Annotated in this window: 15 protein-coding genes; 4 read left to right on the forward strand and 11 right to left on the reverse strand. The window is 70.0% G+C overall.

All coding sequences use genetic code 11. From position 1 onward, the window contains the following. Positions 1-69: 69 nt before the first annotated feature. A complete protein-coding gene (pulA, locus tag ASD62_RS07585; protein WP_056915439.1) occupies positions 70-5877 on the reverse strand; it encodes a pullulanase-type alpha-1,6-glucosidase in 5808 nt (1935 codons plus the stop codon). Positions 5878-6091: 214 nt separating this feature from the next. Here pulA and ASD62_RS07590 point away from each other — a divergent pair, with 214 nt between their 5' ends. Further along, a complete protein-coding gene (locus tag ASD62_RS07590; protein ID WP_162254756.1) occupies positions 6092-7654 on the forward strand; it encodes an alpha-amylase family protein in 1563 nt (520 codons plus the stop codon). 67 nt (positions 7655-7721) lie between these two features. On the opposite strand, the gene ASD62_RS07595 is transcribed toward ASD62_RS07590, so the two are convergent. Beyond that, entirely contained in the window at positions 7722-9404 is a 1683-nt protein-coding gene (locus ASD62_RS07595) for an ABC-F family ATP-binding cassette domain-containing protein (RefSeq protein ID WP_056915441.1), read from the reverse strand. Between the two features lie 235 nt (positions 9405-9639). Here ASD62_RS07595 and ASD62_RS07600 point away from each other — a divergent pair, with 235 nt between their 5' ends. Further along, positions 9640-10647 (forward strand): hypothetical protein, encoded by a 1008-nt coding sequence (locus ASD62_RS07600; RefSeq protein ID WP_056915442.1) that lies wholly within the window; start codon positions 9640-9642, stop codon positions 10645-10647. 20 nt (positions 10648-10667) lie between these two features. Here ASD62_RS07600 and ASD62_RS07605 read toward each other — a convergent pair whose 3' ends face one another. Continuing rightward, positions 10668-11330, reverse strand: coding sequence for a TetR/AcrR family transcriptional regulator (locus tag ASD62_RS07605; protein WP_056915443.1), 663 nt, complete (start codon positions 11328-11330; stop codon positions 10668-10670). Between the two features lie 62 nt (positions 11331-11392). Between ASD62_RS07605 and ASD62_RS07610 the strand changes: the two genes are divergently transcribed. Beyond that, entirely contained in the window at positions 11393-11980 is a 588-nt protein-coding gene (locus tag ASD62_RS07610; protein WP_056915444.1) for a cupin domain-containing protein, read from the forward strand. On the opposite strand, the gene truA is transcribed toward ASD62_RS07610, so the two are convergent. After that, positions 11869-12780 (reverse strand): tRNA pseudouridine(38-40) synthase TruA, encoded by a 912-nt coding sequence (gene truA / locus ASD62_RS07615; protein WP_056915445.1) that lies wholly within the window; start codon positions 12778-12780, stop codon positions 11869-11871. The two genes, ASD62_RS07610 and truA, sit on opposite strands and share 112 nt — an antisense overlap. A 146-nt stretch (positions 12781-12926) precedes the next feature. On the opposite strand from truA, the gene ASD62_RS07620 reads away from it, so the two are divergent. Beyond that, positions 12927-14120 (forward strand): MFS transporter, encoded by a 1194-nt coding sequence (locus ASD62_RS07620; RefSeq protein WP_056915446.1) that lies wholly within the window; start codon positions 12927-12929, stop codon positions 14118-14120. A 175-nt stretch (positions 14121-14295) separates the two neighbouring features. On the opposite strand, the gene rplQ is transcribed toward ASD62_RS07620, so the two are convergent. From rplQ to infA, 7 genes are all read right to left on the reverse strand, one after another. Further along, a complete protein-coding gene (gene rplQ, locus ASD62_RS07625; RefSeq protein ID WP_056915447.1) occupies positions 14296-15000 on the reverse strand; it encodes a 50S ribosomal protein L17 in 705 nt (234 codons plus the stop codon). A 62-nt stretch (positions 15001-15062) separates the two neighbouring features. Then, positions 15063-16097: a DNA-directed RNA polymerase subunit alpha gene (locus tag ASD62_RS07630; protein WP_056915448.1), complete on the reverse strand. Its 1035-nt coding sequence runs from the start codon at positions 16095-16097 to the stop codon at positions 15063-15065. Between the two features lie 155 nt (positions 16098-16252). Beyond that, a complete protein-coding gene (gene rpsD, locus ASD62_RS07635) occupies positions 16253-16861 on the reverse strand; it encodes a 30S ribosomal protein S4 (RefSeq protein WP_056915449.1) in 609 nt (202 codons plus the stop codon). A 23-nt stretch (positions 16862-16884) separates the two neighbouring features. Beyond that, positions 16885-17289: a 30S ribosomal protein S11 gene (gene rpsK / locus ASD62_RS07640; RefSeq protein WP_056915450.1), complete on the reverse strand. Its 405-nt coding sequence runs from the start codon at positions 17287-17289 to the stop codon at positions 16885-16887. Then, entirely contained in the window at positions 17289-17666 is a 378-nt protein-coding gene (gene rpsM, locus ASD62_RS07645) for a 30S ribosomal protein S13 (protein ID WP_056915451.1), read from the reverse strand. Before rpsM ends, rpsK begins: the two co-directional genes overlap by 1 nt. Positions 17667-17924: 258 nt before the next feature. Then, positions 17925-18038 carry a 50S ribosomal protein L36 gene (gene rpmJ, locus ASD62_RS07650; RefSeq protein ID WP_010148647.1) on the reverse strand — a complete coding sequence of 38 codons (114 nt, stop codon included), beginning with the start codon at positions 18036-18038 and terminating at the stop codon, positions 17925-17927. Positions 18039-18105: 67 nt separating this feature from the next. After that, positions 18106-18327, reverse strand: a complete 222-nt coding sequence (gene infA / locus ASD62_RS07655) for a translation initiation factor IF-1 (protein ID WP_006946284.1) — start codon at positions 18325-18327, stop codon at positions 18106-18108. Positions 18328-18456: the final 129 nt, after the last annotated feature.

Here is an 18456-nt window from a genome sequence, read left to right on the forward strand (position 1 = left end):
GCAGCGGCCCGTCGCACGACCGAGGCCCCCTGAGCGCGCTCGCTCAGGGGGCCTCGGTGGTGTCGTCGGTCAGCGCTGGACGAACACCGCGACGGTGCGCGGCGGGACCGTCGCCGTGCCGGCCGTCGCGTTCCACGATGAGGACTTGACGACCGGGTCGGCTCCGGACGCCTGCACCGGGGACAGCGCCAGGGAGGCACCGGCCAGGCCGGGCACCTTCTGGGTCACGGCCGTCGGCGAGGCGTTGATGACGACGACCAGGCCCTTGAGCCGCGGGTCGACGTCGGCGCCGACGGTGTCGTCGATCCGCATGGCGATCACGCCGGACACCGCGTCGGCCGTGCCGCTCGCCGGGTAGGAGACCTTGGCCCGGATCGCGTCGGCGTTGCCGAGCCGGAACAGCGGGGTGGAGAACCGCAGCCGGAGCAGCTCCTGCGCCTGGGCGCTGGCGGACTGCACGTCGTTCGCCGTCGGCTTGAGCGCCGGGTCGGCGAGCAGCGGCTTCATGTACGGCCACTTCGCCTCGTTGTCGCCCTTGAGCGGCAAACCGTGCCCGAAGCCGTTGTCGGCACCGGTCCAGTCGAGGGTGTTGAACCAGTCACCGCTGTCGTAGCTGTTGCGGTCGAGCGACTTGCTGCGCAGCAGGTCGGCGCCCGCGTGCCAGAACGACGGCGTCTGCGCGAGGGCCGTCGTGGCCAATGAGACCGAGTTCATCCGCACCCGGTCCTTCATCGTCGTGGCCTGCGGCAGCTTGAAGGCCAGGCTGTCGAACAACGTCTCGTTGTCGTGGGCGTCGACGTAGCTGATGACCTCGTCGGGCTGGTCGGCGTACCCCGCCGGCGCGCCGTTGTAGTCGACGTCCTTGCCCTGGGCGACCTTGCCGTTCTCGTTGAGCCGGAAGGCGAACGAACGCAGGTTGCCCGCCATACCGAGCTGGACGAGGTCGGTGTCGTGCTTGAGTCGCGTTGCGGCAGAAGGGTTTGCCCCACTGTCACCGTTGGGGTCGGTCGCTTCCCCGCTGCCGAAGCCCTGGGTGCGCGGGTCGTCGTCGAACGGCCCACCGCCACGGACGGCGTCCCTCAGGCGGTCGGAGAACGTCCCGATGCCGGTGCCCCCGAGCTGTCCCTGGGTGGCCTGCACGAAGCGCGCGTTGTCGGCGACCTCGCCGAAGTTCCAGCCCTCGCCGTAGAGGTAGACCTTCTTCCCGTCCACCCCGTCCCGGGCCAGGGTCAGCTTGTCGAGGGCGCCCCGGATCGCGAGCATGTTCGCCTTGCTGTGGTGACCCATGAGGTCGAAGCGGAACCCGTCGACCTTGTAGTCCTTGGCCCACAGGACGACGGCGTCGACCATGGCCTTCTGGGCCATGGCGTGCTCGGTGGCGACGTTCTGGCAGCAGGTCGACGTCTCGACGCCGCCCGTGGCGTTCAGTCGCTGGTAGTACCCGGGGACGACCTTGTCGAGGACGCTGGTCGGCGCCTGGCCCGAGCTGGGCGTGTGGTTGAAGACCTGGTCGAGGACGACCCGCAGCCCGTCGCGGTGCAGCGCACCGACCATGGTGCGGAACTCGGCGACGCGGGTGCCACCGTCGGCCTTGGCCGGGGTGGAGGCGTACGAGCCCTCGGGCGCCATCCAGTGCCACGGGTCGTAGCCCCAGTTGAAGGCGTCGCCCGAGCGGGTGGGCTCGATGCAGGCCTGCTGCTGCTCGCTGTCCGGGGCGTACGACTTCAGGTTGCACGCGGGCTTGGCCTGCTTGGCCGGGTCCTCCTCGATCGAGGCGATGTCGAAGGTCGGCAGCAGGTGCACCGTGTTGAGTCCGGCGGCCGCGAGCGCCTTGAGGTGCTTGGTGCCGTTGCCGTTCTCCGCGAACGCGAGGTAGGAGCCGCGGTTCTCGGCGCTCACCGTCGTGTCGTTGACGGAGAAGTCGCGCACGTGCAGCTCGTAGATGGTCGAGTCGACGTCCTGCTTCAGCGCGGGCGCCTTCGTCGTCGACCACAGGGCCGGACGGTACGCCGGGTCCCGCAGGTCCACGGCGACCGACCGGGTCGAGTTGAGCGTCAGGGCCACCGAGTAGGGGTCGGTGACCTGGCTGGTCTCGACCTTGCCCGTGGAGGGCACCCAGACGGTCACCTCGTACAGGTAGCGCGCGTTGCGCCATCCGGCCATGGCCGACCACGACCCGTCGTCCGCCCGGGTCATCGCGGTGCGCTTGGCAGCACTGGTCGGGGCGTTCGCCTTCGCGTCGGGCGCCCAGGTGAGGACGTCGACCTTCTGCGCGGTCGGTGCCCACAGCCGGAACACCGGCTTGCGACCCTGGAAGGTGACGCCGTAGGCGCGCTTGCTCGCCCCGGCGGCATACAGGTCGTCCAGGGCGTAGGCGTTCTGGGTCCCGGTGGCGTCGAGCAGCCGGTTCAGCGAGTCGTACATGCCGACGGCGACCTGTCCGCGCAGGATCACGGGGACGGCGTTCGCGGTGCGCTTGTCGAGGTTCAGGGCGAGGTAGCCCTTGAGCTCGGGGTGCGCCGTCGTGACCTTCGCAGGCAGGCCCGCGGGGTCGAACGTCAGCGGGGCGGAGGAGCCACCGGTGATGTCCTCGGCATCGACCGTGAGCCCACCCTTGGCGGACCATGCGAGGCGCCATTTGAGCAGGGCCGGGTTGGCACCGTCGGGGACCATGTCGGCGGGCCAGGCGACGGTGTCGCGGTCGACCCAGATGGCGCGCTGCTTGGTCAGGTCGGGAGCCGAGCCGGCCCGGACCACCTTGGTGGTCGCCACGTGCGTCGCGAGGTCGTAGGAGATCGACGTGATCATCCCGGCCGCGGGGACGGTCACCGAGAGGTTCGCTCCGCCGGGTGCGCCACCCGCGCCGTAGTTCTCGTCCCAGTTCAGGCCGTGGGCGATCTTGAACTCGTAGGTGCCGGGCGGGAGCTGGTCGGTCGACCACGTGTACGTCTTGTCGCCGTCCGGGTCCTGCAGCCACGGCTGCATGCAGTCCGGGCTCCAGTCAGCTGGGCAGCCCAGCTCGCTCTGGAAGGCACCCGGGGCCGTGATGATCGGTCCCTGGGCGTCGGAGGTGGCCCAGTGCGTGGCGTGGTCGTAGTAGAACGTCACCGGTCCGCTCGGCGCGGTGTAGCTGATGTTGTCGCCGTTGGGGCGGCCGCCGGCGCCGTAGTTCTCGTCCCACTTCTTGTCGATCGCCGCCTTGTAGGCGTGCTCGGCCGGAGGGAGCGTGTACGTCCCCTTCCAGACGTGGTCCTTCGGGTCGAGCGTGAGCTGGGCCTGGTCGCAGTCGGGCGCCCAGTCGGCGGCACAGCCCATCTCGCTGTTGTGGTCACCGGGAACGCTGACGTTCGCCGGCTGGGTCACCGGACCGACGCCACCACCGTCGCCGCCACCAGCGGGCTTGGGGTCGCCGACGATGCCGTAGGACGAGGAGGCAGAGACGTGCCCGGCGCTGTCCTTGGCGACGGCGCGGTACTCGAGCAGGGTCCCCTTGGCCATCCCGCTCACGTCGTGGAAGACGCGGTACGGCGCGTTGTCGTCGGTGCCGAGCTTCTGCCAGGCCGTGGTGCCGACCGGGCGGTAGAGGAAGCTCACCTGGGCGAAGGTGTTGTCCGGGATGGCGGCGCCGATCTCGGCGCGACCGCCGACGACGTCGCCGGCGCCGGGCGAGGTGAGGTAGACCGCCGGGGCCGACTTCGGCTTGTCCATCGGGGACGTCGCCTTCCAGACCGACACGGACTGGGCGGGGACGCTCACCGTGACGCGACCGTCCTTGGCCGACCGGACCAGCCGCGAGGTCCCGTACACGGGCTTGAAGGTCTGGTTGTGCCCGTACGTGGCGAACGTCGCCGACTTCGTGGTGGTCGCGTTGTTGGCGGCGACGACGTACTCCACGCGCTTGCCCTCGTCGATCCGGGAGAAGGCGAAGACACCGGCGTTGCTGCTGGCGTAGCGGTGGACCTGGGCTCCGTCGGCGAGGGCCGGGTTCGCGGCGCGGACCGCCGCCAGCGACTTGATGTGCTGGTAGAGCGGGGCGCTCGTCGAGTAGCGGTCCTTGGAGCCGGCGGTCCCGCCGAGGACGGGCTGCGTGGTGTAGCCGGGGTCGGTGCCACCACCCGCCTTGGGCCGGTCGGCGACCTTGGAGGCGAACATGTCCTGCCGGGCGTCCTTGTCACCGCCGTAGCCGACGAAGCCCTGCTCGTCGCCGTAGTAGGTGATGGGTTGGCCACGCGTGAGGTACATCAGGGAGTCGGCGAGCTTGACCTTCGACATCAGCGCCGGTCCGACCGGGTCGGCCCCCTTGAGGAGGTAGCCGACGCGACCCATGTCGTGGTTGCCGAGGAAGGTCGGCAGCTCGTACGCGTTCGAGTCGGTGTCCGTGTAGTAGTCGTCGTCGGCATAGAGGTCGCGCAGGTCCGTCCCCGCCTTGCCCTGGGCCCAGTTGGTGGCCTGCGCCTGGAACCCGAAGTCGAGGGTGGCCTGCAGCTTCCCGGTCGTCGTGAACTGCGACATGTACGAGGGGCGTGCGTCGTAGACCTCGCCGAACATGAAGAAGTCGTCGTTCTTGCGGGCCTTGGCCTGGGCGATCATCGCCGGGCTGAACGACTGCCAGAACTCCATGTTGACGTGCTTGACCGTGTCGATGCGGAAGCCGTCGACCCCGAAGTCGACCCACGCCTTGTAGATGTCCTCCATGCCCTTCTCGACGTCCTGCTGCTCGGTGAACAGGTCGTCGAGGCCGACGAAGTCGCCGTACTCCGAGGACTCACCGGCGAAGGTCGAGTCACCACGGTTGTGGTAGTTCGTCGGGTCGTTGAGCCACGCCGGGACCTTGGCCGTGGAGTCGCCGGCGTTGGTGAAGACCGGGGTGTAGGGGAACGAGGTCCTGGGGTCGAGCTTCGGGAAGCCGGGCTTGCCCGCGTACGCCTTGTCGTCGAAGACGGTGCCGTCGGCGTCCTTGTAGGGGAAGGCCGTCTTGTCGCGGTAGGTGTACTGGTTCTCCTTGTAGTTGATGACGTCCGCGGTGTGGTTGGTGATGATGTCGAAGAAGACCTTCATCCCCTTGGCGTGCGCCGCGGCGATCAGGGCCTTGAGGTCGGCGTTGGTGCCGAGGTGCGGGTCGACCTGGGTGAAGTCGGTGATCCAGTAGCCGTGGTAGCCCGCGCTCTCGTTGCCCGCGGAACCCTGAACCGGCTTGTTCTTGAACGACGGGGTCAGCCAGATCGCCGTCGTGCCCAGGCCCTTGATGTAGTCGAGCTTGCCCTCGATTCCCTTGAGGTCACCACCGTGGTAGAAGCCCTTGTCCGTCGGGTCGTACCCCGTCGCGAGCCGTCCGCCCGTGAGCCCGCCGAGGTCGTTCCCCTTGTCCCCGTTGGCGAACCGGTCCGCCATGACGAAGTAGTAGCGCTCCTTGGTGAGCGGCTGGCGCAGCGAGTCCGCGGCATACGCCTTGTCGGCGGTGGTGGCCGGCCCGGACAGGGTGACGGGGCGGACACCGACCTGGTGCGACACGTCGTCGTAGGTGAACTCGAGCCTGGCCGGCCCCTTGAGGACCAGCGGGAGGTTCGCTCCGCCCTTGGCGCCACCGGCGCCGTAGCTCTCGTCCCACGAGTGGTCGATGGCGACCTTGTACTCGTAGGTGCCCGCGGGGACGGTCACGGTCTTCGCGTAGGTCGTGCCGGCGCCGACCCGCGTCAGGTCGGTCGCGGTGCATGCGGGGGCCCAGTCCGCATCGCAGCCGAGCTCGGACTGGAGCGACCCGACGAGGGTCACCGTCCGTTCGGCCGCTGCGGCCGGGGCCGCGGTGAGCGGGACGAGCGCCCCGGAGAGGACCAGCGCTGCGCCGCTGACGGCGGCGACGACGGACGAACGGACCATTGACAGCTCCTTTGCTGCGGGGGTGCCGGCACACCCTATGACCCTGTTCGTCCGACTCGCCAGAGTGCGTTGCAACTTGCTGCAAGAAATTGCGATCTCTTGACCTGCGGCAACGCGATCGCCGTCGCCACGGTGGCGTCACGGTGTGACCTGGGTCACCATGAACGATGGGCCGCTGCCATCCCGCAGCCTCCGCCGAGCACAAAGGAGTGCCATGTCCAGGAAAGTCACACCACGGATGCCCCGAGGCACCCGCACACGGACGGCCCTCGTGGCCGGGACCGTCCTGACCGTCGGGCTCGCGATGGGCATCCCGTCATCGGTCACCTCCGCCCAGGGCGACGGCAACCGCACCGAGGTTCCCGGCGTCACGGCAAACCTCTTCGAGTGGAACTGGGACTCGGTCGGCAACGAGTGCACCACGGTGCTCGGGCCCGGGGGCTACCAGGGCGTCCAGGTCTCGGCGCCGGCGGACTCCCTCAAGCGGATCGCCCTGGGCGACGGCAGCAACACCGTCCTCCACCCCTGGTGGGAGGTCTACCAGCCCGTCGACTACGCCCTCACCAGCCGGATGGGCTCCGAGGCGCAGTTCAGGTCCATGGTCACCACCTGTCGCAAGGCAGGCGTGAAGGTCTACGTCGACGCGGTCATCAACCACATGACGGGGCAGGGCAGCACGTCCTACGGCGGCCAGACCTACACCCACTTCAACTACCCGGGCGTGTACTCGGAGACCGACTTCCACCACAAGGGCACCGGGCCCGACGACTGCACCTCCGCCTCGGGTGGCATCGAGGACTTCAACAACCGGCACCAGGTGTTCACCTGCGAGCTGGTGGGACTGGCGGACCTCGACACGTCGAGCCCGACGGTCCAGGACCGACTTGCCGCCTACCTCAACACGCTGATCGGCTACGGCGTCTCCGGGTTCCGCGTCGACGCGGCGAAGCACGTCGGCCAGACCGACCTCGATGCCATCTACGCCAAGCTCCACCGCACGCGGGACAAGGTGAAGCCGTACTGGGCCCTCGAGGTGTTCGGCGGCGGACCCGGCGTCCTGTCGCCCCAGGCCTTCACGAGCAGTGGTGACGTGCTCGGCCTCGACGGGGTCAAGCAGATCCGCGATGCCTTCAAGAGCTACCCGGCAGAGCACATCGGCAGCCTCGCGACCCTGCAGGTCTTCGGTTCCGGCTCGGGGCTCACCCCGGCGGCGAAGACGCTGTCCTTCGTCACGAACCACGACACGGAGCGCAACGGCGACGCCCTCAACTACAAGGACGGCGCGCGCTACGTGCTGGCCAACGAGTGGCTCCTCGCCGACGGGTACGGCCATCCGCAGGTCTTCTCGGGCTTCACCTGGAACACGACGGACGACTCCCCGCCCTCCGACGCCAACGGGATCATCACCAACACCGACTGCGCCAACGGCCAGTGGACCTGCACGCACCGCAACCCGGGCATCCTCGGGATGGTGGGCTGGCACAACTACGTCGGCACCGCTCGCCGGGGCAACTTCTGGACCGACGGCGACAACGTCATCTCCTTCAGCCGGGGCGACCGGGGATGGGTGGCGTTCAACAACGGTCCAGCGGCGAAGACGATCACCGTGCAGACCGGACTGGCCCGGGGCCGCTACTGCAACGTGCTCGAGGGCAAGGCGACACGGGCCGGCTGCGCCAACGGCAGCGCACCCGTCCAGGTGAACGGCCGCGGGTACGCCACGGTCACCGTGGGAGCCACCGGCGCGGTGGCGCTCGACCGGCAGAACAGGACCTGACCCTCGCCACCACGCGGGCCAGGACGTCGGGGATCCCAGCGTCCTGGCCCGCCCAGCACCGGGCAGCTCAGCGGCTGCGGACGACGCGACCCTCGTCCCAGACCGGCTCGTCGCTCTCGTAGACGCGGCCGTCGGCGCCGAAGACGAGGAACCGGTCGAAGCCGCGGGAGAACCAGCGGTCGTGGGTCACCGCGATCACCGTCCCCTCGAACGCGGCCAGCCCCTCCTCCAGGGCCTCGGCCGAGTGCAGGTCGAGGTTGTCCGTGGGTTCGTCCAGCAGCAGGCACGTGGCACCTGACAGCTCGAGCAGCAGGATCTGGAACCGCGCCTGCTGCCCACCGGAGAGCGACTCGAAGGTCTGCTCACTGGCCCGCGCCAGGCCGTAGCGGTCCAGCGCCCGGGCTGCCTCCTCGCGAGGCTTCCCGGCCCGGTGCTCGTCACCGCGGTGCAGGATCTCCAGCAGCGTCCGTCCGGTCAGCGAGGGCTGCTCGTGCGTCTGGGCGAACCACCCCGGCCGCACCCTCGACCCGAGGCGGAGCCGCCCGGTGTGCTCGACGGGGCGGGGGACGACGTCGCCGACCGGCTGGTGCTCCACGTCGGGGTCGCTGCCGCCGCACGCCACGAGGCGCAGGAAGTGCGACTTGCCCGACCCGTTGCTCCCGAGGACCGCGACCCGCTCCCCGAACCAGACCTCGAGGTCGAAGGGACGCATCAACCCGGTGAGCTCGAGACCCTCGGCGATGACCGCGCGCTTGGCCGTGCGCCCACCCTGCAGGCGCATCCTGACGTTCTGCCGCAACGGGATCGCCTCGGGCGGCCCCGCCTCGACGAACCGCCGCAAGCGCGTCTCGGCCGCCTGCAGCTTGGGCGCCATGTCGGAGTTGTACGAGGCCTTCTGCCGGTACATGACGACCAGCGCCTTGAGCTTGAGGTGCTCCTCGTCCCAGCGGCGGGCGAGCTCCTCGAGGCGGGAGTTCCGGTCCTCACGAGCCTGCTGGTAGGTCGCGAAGCGGCCCGGGTGCACCCAGAGGCTCGACCCGGCGCTCCCGGGCTCGAGCGTCGCGATGCGGGTGGCGACGCGGTCGAGCAGCTCGCGGTCGTGGCTGACGAACAGCACCGTCTTCGGCGAGGCGATGAGCTGGTCCTCGAGCCAGCGCTTGGCGGGGACGTCGAGGTAGTTGTCCGGCTCGTCGAGCAGCAGGACCTCCTCGGGCCCGCGCAGGAGCGCCTCGAGGACCACGCGCTTCTGCTCCCCGCCCGAGAGGGTGGTGACCTTGCGCCACTGGGCCTTGTCGAACGGCATACCGAGGGCTGCCACGGTGCACACGTCCCAGAGCGTCTCGTAGTCGTAGCCTCCGACGTCGCCCCACGTGACCAGCGCCTGCGCGTAGGCCATCTGGTCCGACTCCTCGTCGCGCTCCATCATGGCCAGCTCGGTCCGGTCGATCTCGGCGGCAGCGGCGCGGATCGCGGCCGGTGCCACGGAGACGAGCAGGTCGCGGACGGTGGAGTCGTCCCGGACCGAGCCGATGAACTGGCGCATCACCCCGAGCCCGCCAGAACGCGTCACGGCACCGTCGTTCGCCGTCAGGTCCCCGGCGATGATCCGCCCCAGGGTCGTCTTGCCCGTGCCGTTGGGACCGATGAGCGCGACCTTGGCGCCCTCCCCCACCCGGAGCGAGACGTCGCCGAGCAGCGGCCTGCCGTCGGGCAGGACGAAGCTGACGGAGTTGACGTCGATGTGGCCCACGGGACAAGGGTGCTGCACCGCGGGCCCTGCCGTCACCTCGATATCGCCGGCTGGCGCCGGCCGGGCTCCCCCGTGCCCGGCCCCGGCCGTCGGCGCAAGCCCGCGCGGACATCCGCACCACAAGGGGGGTGCGCGGGTGACCGTACGGACGAGGCAACGGTCAAGGCTTGCCCAAGTCGGCTCGGGGGACCCGCCCACCACGGCAACCATCGAGGTGTCGTCGAAAGGTCTCCTCGTGCCCCGTCCCACCACCGCGTTGCGCGCCGTCGTTATGGTCAGCCTCGTGTCCCTCATCGGCATCATCGGCGTGAGCGCTGCCGCGCAGGCCAGTGCCGCCCAGAACGGCCCGAAGACCGCCCCGGCCGCCGGGACGGCCTTGCCGACCCGCGCGAAGAGCCCCCAGGGAACCAAGGCCACCAAGGTCCGCAGAACCCGGCCCGTCCCGGGCGCCGTCGCCGCCGCCACCCCCGCGATCCCTGTCGCGCGCGCCATGTACGTGTGGGACACCTCCGACGCGCAGGCCGTCGTCGCCCTGGCCACCTCCCGCGGCATCGGCCAGCTGTATGCCGCCGTCCCCGCCCACGTGGACAGCTCGCCGAAGCTCGCGGAGCTGCGTGCGCTGGTCACCCTGGCCCAGGCGTCAGGCCTGAGGGTCGACGCGCTCGGCGGCGACCCCGGCTGGGTCGACAACCCCTCGGCCGCCGTCACGAGCTGGCTGCGCCCCGCTCTCGCCACCGGGCTGTTCACCGGTGTCCACGTCGACATCGAGCCCTACAACACCCCCGCGTGGACGAAGAAGCGGTCCACCGTCGTGACGAAGTACCTGGCCACCCTCGACGCCTTCCGTGCGACCGCGGGCAGCACCCCCCTCGAGGCGGACATCCCGTTCTGGTTCAACGAGATCCCGGCCAACAGGTCGACCTTCGACCGGGAGGTCATGAAGCGCACGGACGGCGTCACGGTGATGGCCTACCGTCGCCTCGCGAGCGGCGTCGACGGGTCGATCGCGCTGTCCGCCAACGAGGTCCGCGCCGGCGCCGAGCTCGGCGTCCCGGTCCGCATCGGCCAGGAGACCAACCACCTCGGTGACGACCCGGTGTCGGTGAAGCAGTCCTTCTACGGTGGGACGATGGCGCAGATGGAGGTGCAGCTCGACCTCGTCGTGGGGGCCTACTCCGGCTCACCGTCGTTCGCCGGCCTCGCGATCCACGACGCCATCGGCTACGCCGCCATCCGGGACTGAGCCCGACGGGACGCGGCCGTTCACGGGGTGGGTGGGGCCGTCCCGACCAGGAGCAGCCGGCACCACAGGTCCGCGAGGAGGTCGGCATAACGCTGTCGTGACCAACCTCGGGACTGCAGCAGCAACCAGTACTCGTGGGCGTTGGTCGACCAGATGATGTCCGCGACGTCCCGGTCGACGAGCTCCGCACGCAGCTCACCCGTTGCCCGCAGGTCGGCTGCCAGCAGCATCATGTTCGCCGCGCGCCGGTCCACCACCGCAGCCCAGGCTCGGGCGCACTCGTCGTCGTTCTCGCCGGCGCGCCGCAGGGCGTCCATGAGGGGAGCCGTGCCGGGGACCACCTCACCCACGGCAGCGGCATACAGCTCGAGCTTGCGGCGAGCACCCTCAGCGGCACGGACCGCCTTGACGTACGCACGCTCCTCGGCGGCCAGCGTCTCGTCGGACGACCCCAGCACCATGTCCACCACCGCGACGGCGAGCTGGGGCTTGCGGCCCACGCTGGCGTACACGGTGTCGACGGAGACGCCTGCGCGCTCGGCGACCATGGCCACCGTCGTGGCGTCGTACCCGAGCTGCCCCAGCAGCTCCCGAGCGGCCACCAGGACGCGGTGGCGGGTCCGGGCGGCTCGCTCGGCACGCACCGTCGAGCGGTAGGCGCGGGTCTTGACGGTCTCGGACATCGCCCCTACCGTACCAATATTCGCCTGAATCTGGTTCGGACGAAATCTGCGAGGAGGCCGTCATGGCTCGACCCGAACCCGTGGGCACCGCCGGCCGGGTGGTCCACCGCCGCGCCGGCACCGGTCCGGCCACCTGGGCGATGGGGAGCCTGTTCGAGCACCTCCTCACCGCTGAAGAGTCCGGCGGACGGGTGGGTGTCGCCCTCGTGACGCAACCGCCCGGCACCGCCACACCGCTGCACCGGCACACGAACGAGGCCGAGGGCTTCTACCTCCTGGACGGCTCGATGACCTACCGCGCGGGCGACGAGGTGTTCGAGCTCGGTGCCGGCGACCTCATCTGGCTGCCCGCCGGCATCCCGCACGCCTTCCGCGTCACCGGCGAGCAGGCGGTCCGCTTCGTCGGCCTCAGCGATCCCGGGCACCTCTTCGACCTCTACCCGGAGGTGGGCCTGCCGGCCGCCGAGCGACGCCTGCCCGGCCCCGACGGCCGTCCCATGGGCGAGGAGATCGCCCGGTGGAACGAGGTCGGACCGCGCTACGGCCTCGAGGTGGTGGGGCCGCCGCTCCCGGAGTCCCCCGGGCCCGGCAGCGAGCGCACCGAGCGGGACTCGGACGCCCTCGCCGCGAGACCCGCGGCGTCGGGGTAGACGACCTCCTCGAGGGAGAGCCCGTGGGGCGGCATCACGCTGACGGCCGCGTCCCGCCGGGAGGCGCGCAGCACCTCGGCGGGCCAGTCGAGCGGTCGGCGCCCCTCGCCCACGGGCACCACGACCCCCACGAGCGACCGCACCATGGAGTGGCAGAACGCATCGGCCACCACCGTCGCTGCCAGGGTCCCGTCCTCCTGCCGCTCCCACGAGTACTCCAGCAGGGTGCGGACCGTCGTGGCCCCCTCCCGCTTCTTGCAGAACGCCGCGAAGTCGTTGAGCCCCACGAGAGTCCGGGCCGCGGCATCCATGGCAGCCACGTCCAGCCCGCGCTTGGTGTGCACGGTGTCCCGCCGACGCAAGGGGTCGGCGGCGGCGGGGTCGTCACACAACCGGTAGAGGTAGCGGCGGCGCAGGGCCGAGAAGCGGGCGTCGAACCCGTCCGGGGCCTCGGTCACCGCGTGCACGACCACGTCCGGTGGCAGGATCCCGCCGAGGCGGGTCCGGGCTGCGACCCCCGGCTCACGGTCGGACCGACCAGGGACGCGGGCCCAGGCCTCGGCGTCCACGTCGGCGTGCACCACCTGCCCGCGGGCGTGGACCCCCGCGTCGGTGCGCCCGGCGACCGTGAGCCGCACGGGAGCAGGCGCGCGGAGCAACGTCGTCAACGCCGCCGACAGCTCGCCCTCGACCGTGCGCAGGCCGGGCTGGGCGGCCCACCCGGAGAAGTCGGTCCCGTCGTAGGCGAGGTCCAGCCGGACCCGGAGCGTGCCACCGCCCGACCCCGCGTCCTCGACCATGCCGCCAGCCTAGCGACGCGCAGCACGTACCCCGACGGCTCGGTCGGGGTACGTGGTGGGTCGGGTCGAGCCGACGGCTCGGGCCGGACGGCTCGGTCCGGGGCGACTGCACCCCACCGCCCGGCCCCGTCTGCCACAGTGTCCCGGTGAGCGATCCGCGGACCACGACCCCGGCCACCTCGGAGGCCGCCCTGACCCGGCAGCGGCTGGGCATCGCCGCGACGTTCGCCACGCAAGGACTGCTGTTCATCTCGGTGACGACCCGCCTGCCACGCTTCCAGGACCGCTGGGACCTCGACGAGCTGTTCATCACCGGGCTCCTGCTCATGGTCGTCCTGCTCGCGGGGGTGGGCTCGGTCCTCACCGAACCCGGTGCCCGCCGGCTGGGCAGCGCGACCGTGCTGCGGGTCGCCTTCGGCCTGATCACGGTGGGGCTCGCCCTGGTCGCCCTCGCTCCCCAGCGGCCGGTGTTCGTCGCGGGACTGGCCGTCTACGGCCTCGGGCTCGGTGCGGTGGACGCAGCGGGCAACATGCAGGCCGTGGCCCTCGAGCACCGGTGGGGACGCACGATCCTGCCCTCCTTCCACGGTGCGTGGACGGTCGGCGGCATCATCGGCACGCTCGTCGCCATCGCCGTGACGAACGCCGAGCTCACCGCAGGGCTCCTCCCCCTCGCTGCCGTGGCAGCCCTGGCCATCGGTGCACCACTGCTGCCCCACGCCGTCTCCGCGGTCGGCGACGCACCCCCGGCCGTGGCGATCGACATCCCGTGGCGACGGATCGGCCTGCTCGGGGCCGCGATGGTGCTCTTCTACATGGTCGACACGGCCGCGACGACGTGGGGACCGGTCTTCCTCAAGTCCGCCCACGACGCGCCGGCCTGGCTGCTCCCGCTGGCCACGCTCCCCTACCTCGTCGCCAGCGGCCTGACACGGCTCCTCGGCGACCGGGCCGTGGAACGGTTCGGCGCGGTCCCCCTCGTGCGCGGGGGCGCAGTGGCGGCGAGCCTGGGTCTGGCCGTGATCGTCTTCTCACCCACCTGGCCCGTGGCGGTGGTCGGCTTCACCGTCGTGGGCGCCTCCGTCGCGGTGATCGCCCCCCTGAGCTTCTCCGCCGCCGCGGTGGTGGCCGGTGACGGCGTGGACGGGGAGGCGCGTCGTGCCCGCGTGGACGCGGTCATCGCCCGCTTCAACCAGTTCAACTACGTCGGGGGCCTGCTCGGGGCGGTGCTCACCGGTGCCGTCGGCCAGGACTCCCTGCGCGTCGGCTTCGCGGTCCCCATGGTGCTGGTCCTGCTCATCCTCCCCCTCGCCGGCGTCTTCCGGGCCCGCCGCACCTGACCCGGCGTCCCCACCCGGCGAGTTTGAAGCGTCAGCGACGTCCTGACGTCGCTGACGCTTCAATCTCGGCGACCCGACGCCCGGGCGCGCGTCCGTAGGGTGCCCGGGCACGGCGAAGGGCCGCCCACCCCGTGGGGGTGAGCGGCCCTTCGACGGTCAGCCAGTGGCTACCGGATCAGGAACCGGCCTTGGTGAAGCCAGCCTTCTCGGCGTCCTCGGCGGACTTGAACCAGAACTCGGCGTGCGTCTGCTCGAACCACTGGCCGTCGGCCTCGTGGTACTTGCCGGAGTCGGCGTTGCCCTTGACGACGTAGGCCTCGTCGGGGGTGGAACCGTCCTCGTTGGCAGCGATCGCACCCTCGGGCAGCGCAGCCGCCTCGGTGGTCTCGGTCGCCTCGGTGGTCTGGGCCTTCGCCTCGTCCTCGGCGACCTTGGTCTCGACCGCGGCCTCCTTGGCCTCGGCCTGCTTGGCGGAGCGCTTGGTGGCGGCCTCCGCCTCCTTGACCGTGGCCTTCTTCGCGATGGGCTCGCGGACGAGCTCGATCACGGCCATGGGCGCGTTGTCACCCTTGCGGGCGCCGATCTTGGTGATGCGGGTGTAGCCACCGGGACGCTCGGCCATGTCGGGCGCGATCTCGGTGAAGAGGCGGTGGACGACACCCTTGTCCTCGATGACCGACATGACGCGGCGACGCGCGTGCAGGTCACCGCGCTTGGCGAACGTCACCAGACGCTCGGCCAGCGGGCGAAGGCGCTTGGCCTTGGCCTCGGTGGTGGTGATGGAGTCGTGCTCGAACAGGGAAGCGGCCAGGTTCGCCAGGATGTGGCGCTCGTGAGCCGGACCGCCGCCGAGACGGGGACCCTTGGTGGGCGTAGGCATGTTTGGGTTCTCCTTGGTGTGTGAGGTGGCGGTGTTCAGACCGCCACCTCAGCGGCGGTTGGTCAGAGCTGCTCGTCTTCGGCCAGCGCGCGGCCGTCGTCAGCGAAGTCGTCGTCGTAGTCGCCGTAGTTGTCAGCGATCGCGCTCGGGTCGAACCCGGGCGGGCTGTCCTTGAGCGCCAGGCCCATGCCGACGAGCTTGGCCTTGACCTCGTCGATCGACTTCGCACCGAAGTTGCGGATGTCGAGCAGGTCCGCCTCGCTGCGACCCACGAGCTCACCCACGGTGTGGATGCCCTCGCGCTTGAGGCAGTTGTACGAACGCACGGTGAGGTCGAGGTCCTCGATCGGCAGCGCCAGGTCGGCGGCCAGGGCGGCGTCGGTCGGCGACGGGCCCATGTCGATGCCCTCGGCCTCGACGTTGAGCTCGCGGGCCAGGCCGAACAGCTCGACCAGGGTCTTGCCGGCGGAGGCCATGGCGTCACGGGGAGCCATCGAGTTCTTGGTCTCGACGTCCACGATCAGCTTGTCGAAGTCGGTGCGCTGCTCGACACGGGTCGCCTCGACCTTGTAGGTCACGGCGAGCACGGGCGAGTAGATGGAGTCGACCGGGATGCGGCCGATCTCCTGGTCGCCGGACTTGTTCTGGTTGGCCGAGACGTAACCGCGACCGCGCTCGACGGTCAGCTCCATCTCGACCTTGCCCTTGCCGTTGAGCGTGGCGATGTGCAGGTGGGGGTTGTGGACCTCGACACCGGCCGGGGGCGCGATGTCGGCGGCGGTGACCGGGCCGGAGCCGGTCTTGCGCAGGTACATGACCACGGGCTCGTCGTGCTCCGAGGAGACGACCAGGCCCTTGATGTTGAGGATGATCTCGGTGACGTCTTCCTTGACCCCGGGGATCGTGGAGAACTCGTGCAGCACACCGTCGATGCGGATGCTGGTCACGGCGGCACCGGGGATGCTCGACAGGAGCGTGCGGCGCATGGAGTTGCCGAGCGTGTAGCCGAAGCCGGGCTCGAGGGGCTCGATGACGAAGCGGCTGCGGTTGTCCGCAACGACCTCTTCGCTGAGTGAGGGGCGCTGTGCGATGAGCACGGGGTGGTTCCTTTCTCGTCGGCGACCGCTATATGACGCCGATGAAGTCGCCGGTTCTCAACCGGCCGGCCGGCCCACCTCTGTCTGTGGTCCGGACCAGATCCGCTCCGTATGGCGCGGGCGCACGCGGCGCCCGCGCCATACGGAGGCGTGGATCAGTTCTTCGAGTAGAGCTCGACGATCAGCTGCTCGGTGAGGATCGTGTCGATCTGCTCACGGACGGGCAGCGAGTGGATCATGATCTGCAGCGTGCCCGGGACGACCTGGAGCCAGGCCGGGGTGGGGCGCTCGCCGAAGGTCTGGCGAGCCAGCTCGATCGGGAAGGTGTTCACGGACTTGGCGCGAACGGTGATGATGTCGTACTGCTCGACGCGGTAGGACGGGACGTCCACGCGCACGCCGTTGACCTCGAAGTGGCCGTGCGTGACGAGCTGGCGAGCCGCACGACGGGTGCGGGCCAGGCCGGCGCGGTAGACCACGTTGTCCAGGCGGGACTCGAGGATCTGCAGCAGGGTCTCACCGGTCTTGCCCGAGCGGCGCGAGGCCTCCTCGTAGTAACCGCGGAACTGCTTCTCCATGACGCCGTAGGTGAAGCGGGCCTTCTGCTTCTCCTGCAGCTGGGTGAGGTACTCCTTCTCCTGCATTCGGCGACGGCCGTGCTGGCCGGGCGGGAAGGGACGGAGCTCGAAGTTCTTGTCGCCGCCGACGAGGTCGACCTTGAGGCGACGCGACTTCTTGGTGATGGGGCCGGTGTAACGAGCCATGAGTTTTCTCTATCTCCCAGTTCTCAGACGCGACGGCGCTTGGGCGGGCGGACGCCGTTGTGCGGCGAGGGGGTGACGTCGCTGATCGCGCCGACCTCGAGGCCGGTGGCGGTCAGGGAGCGGATGGCGGTCTCACGACCGGAGCCCGGGCCCTTGACGAAGACGTCGACCTTGCGCATGCCGTGCTCCATCGCGCGACGGGCGGCAGCCTCGGCAGCCATCTGCGCCGCGAACGGGGTGGACTTGCGCGAGCCCTTGAAGCCGACCTGGCCGGCAGAGGCCCACGAGATCACGGCGCCCGAGGGGTCCGTGATCGAGATGATGGTGTTGTTGAACGTGCTCTTGATGTGAGCGTGCCCGTGGGCGACGTTCTTCTTCTCCTTGCGGCGCACCTTCTTGGCGCCAGCGGTACGAGCCTTGGGAGGCATTACTTACCAACCTTCTTCTTGCCGGCGACGGTGCGCTTCGGGCCCTTGCGGGTGCGCGCGTTGGTCTTGGTGCGCTGACCACGCACGGGAAGGCCGCGACGGTGGCGCAGACCCTCGTAGGAACCGATCTCGACCTTGCGGCGGATGTCGGCGGCGACCTCACGGCGGAGGTCACCTTCGATCTTGACGTTGGCCTCGAGGTAGTCACGGAGCTGGACCAGCTCGGTGTCGGAGAGGTCGCGGACGCGGGTGTTCGGGTTGACACCCGTGGCTGCCAGCGCCTGCTGGGAGCGGGTGCGACCCACTCCGAAGATGTAGGTGAGAGCGATCTCGACGCGCTTCTCGCGCGGAAGATCCACACCAACAAGACGTGCCATGTTGTGTGTTCCTTTTGTTTCACCGGAGGTCTGGGGCAGTACCGTTCCGGGCTTGGTCCCGAAGCTTTCCTCGGGGCACCGGTCCTCGGCCTCCGGGCCGGGGGTGACGTCCTGGTCGGCATGGAAGTCGTCTGTCGACGACGCCGCGCACAGGGGCCGGGTACTGCGTCATTCACTTGTCTGCGCTTCTCGAAGAGATGCGACTCGTGCTCCGGGCGAACCCGGGGCGGAGGTCCCTGGTGGGGACCCAGGTCATGCTCAGCCCTGGCGCTGCTTGTGGCGCAGGTTCTCGCAGATGACCATGACCCGACCGTGACGGCGGATCACCTTGCACTTGTCGCAGATCTTCTTGACGCTCGGCTGAACCTTCATAGCCTCTGCTTCGAGTCGATCTGGCACTGCGGACCCGGACGGGTCTGCAGGTCTTGCGGGGTCGTGCTCAGCGGTAGCGGAAGACGATCCGGCCACGGGTCAGGTCGTACGGGCTGAGCTCCACCACCACGCGGTCCTCGGGGAGGATCCGGATGTAGTGCTGTCGCATCTTGCCCGAGATGTGAGCGAGAACCTTGTGACCGTTCGTGAGCTCGACCCGGAACATCGCGTTCGGGAGAGCCTCGACGATCGTGCCCTCGATCTCGATGACACCGTCCTTCTTGGCCATAGACTCCACAATCTGCTGCATCGGTCTGCTCCAGGCTGGAACAGACACATCGACGTCGGCACGCGCACACACGCATGCCGACGTAACAGTCTACGTCAGGCCCCCCTCAGCGACGAAATCGCGCCGGGG

Origin of the sequence: Phycicoccus sp. Root563, assembly GCF_001427915.1 — a bacterium.
Classification (GTDB): Bacteria; Actinomycetota; Actinomycetes; order Actinomycetales; family Dermatophilaceae; genus Pedococcus.

Bases quoted from the DNA above. Each gene is read 5' to 3' on its own strand.
- rplQ (WP_056915447.1), bottom strand. From the start codon at position 15,000: ATGCCTACGCCCACCAAGGGTCCCCGTCTCGGCGGCGGTCCGGCTCAC.
- ASD62_RS07605 (WP_056915443.1), bottom strand. From the start codon at position 11,330: ATGTCCGAGACCGTCAAGACCCGCGCCTACCGCTCGACGGTGCGTGCC.
- ASD62_RS07590 (WP_162254756.1), top strand. From the start codon at position 6,092: ATGTCCAGGAAAGTCACACCACGGATGCCCCGAGGCACCCGCACACGG.
- ASD62_RS07610 (WP_056915444.1), top strand. From the start codon at position 11,393: ATGGCTCGACCCGAACCCGTGGGCACCGCCGGCCGGGTGGTCCACCGC.
- rpsM (WP_056915451.1), bottom strand. From the start codon at position 17,666: ATGGCACGTCTTGTTGGTGTGGATCTTCCGCGCGAGAAGCGCGTCGAG.
- truA (WP_056915445.1), bottom strand. From the start codon at position 12,780: ATGGTCGAGGACGCGGGGTCGGGCGGTGGCACGCTCCGGGTCCGGCTG.
- rpsD (WP_056915449.1), bottom strand. From the start codon at position 16,861: ATGGCTCGTTACACCGGCCCCATCACCAAGAAGTCGCGTCGCCTCAAG.
- rpmJ (WP_010148647.1), bottom strand. From the start codon at position 18,038: ATGAAGGTTCAGCCGAGCGTCAAGAAGATCTGCGACAAGTGCAAGGTG.
- pulA (WP_056915439.1), bottom strand. From the start codon at position 5,877: ATGGTCCGTTCGTCCGTCGTCGCCGCCGTCAGCGGCGCAGCGCTGGTC.
- rpsK (WP_056915450.1), bottom strand. From the start codon at position 17,289: ATGCCTCCCAAGGCTCGTACCGCTGGCGCCAAGAAGGTGCGCCGCAAG.
- infA (WP_006946284.1), bottom strand. From the start codon at position 18,327: ATGGCCAAGAAGGACGGTGTCATCGAGATCGAGGGCACGATCGTCGAG.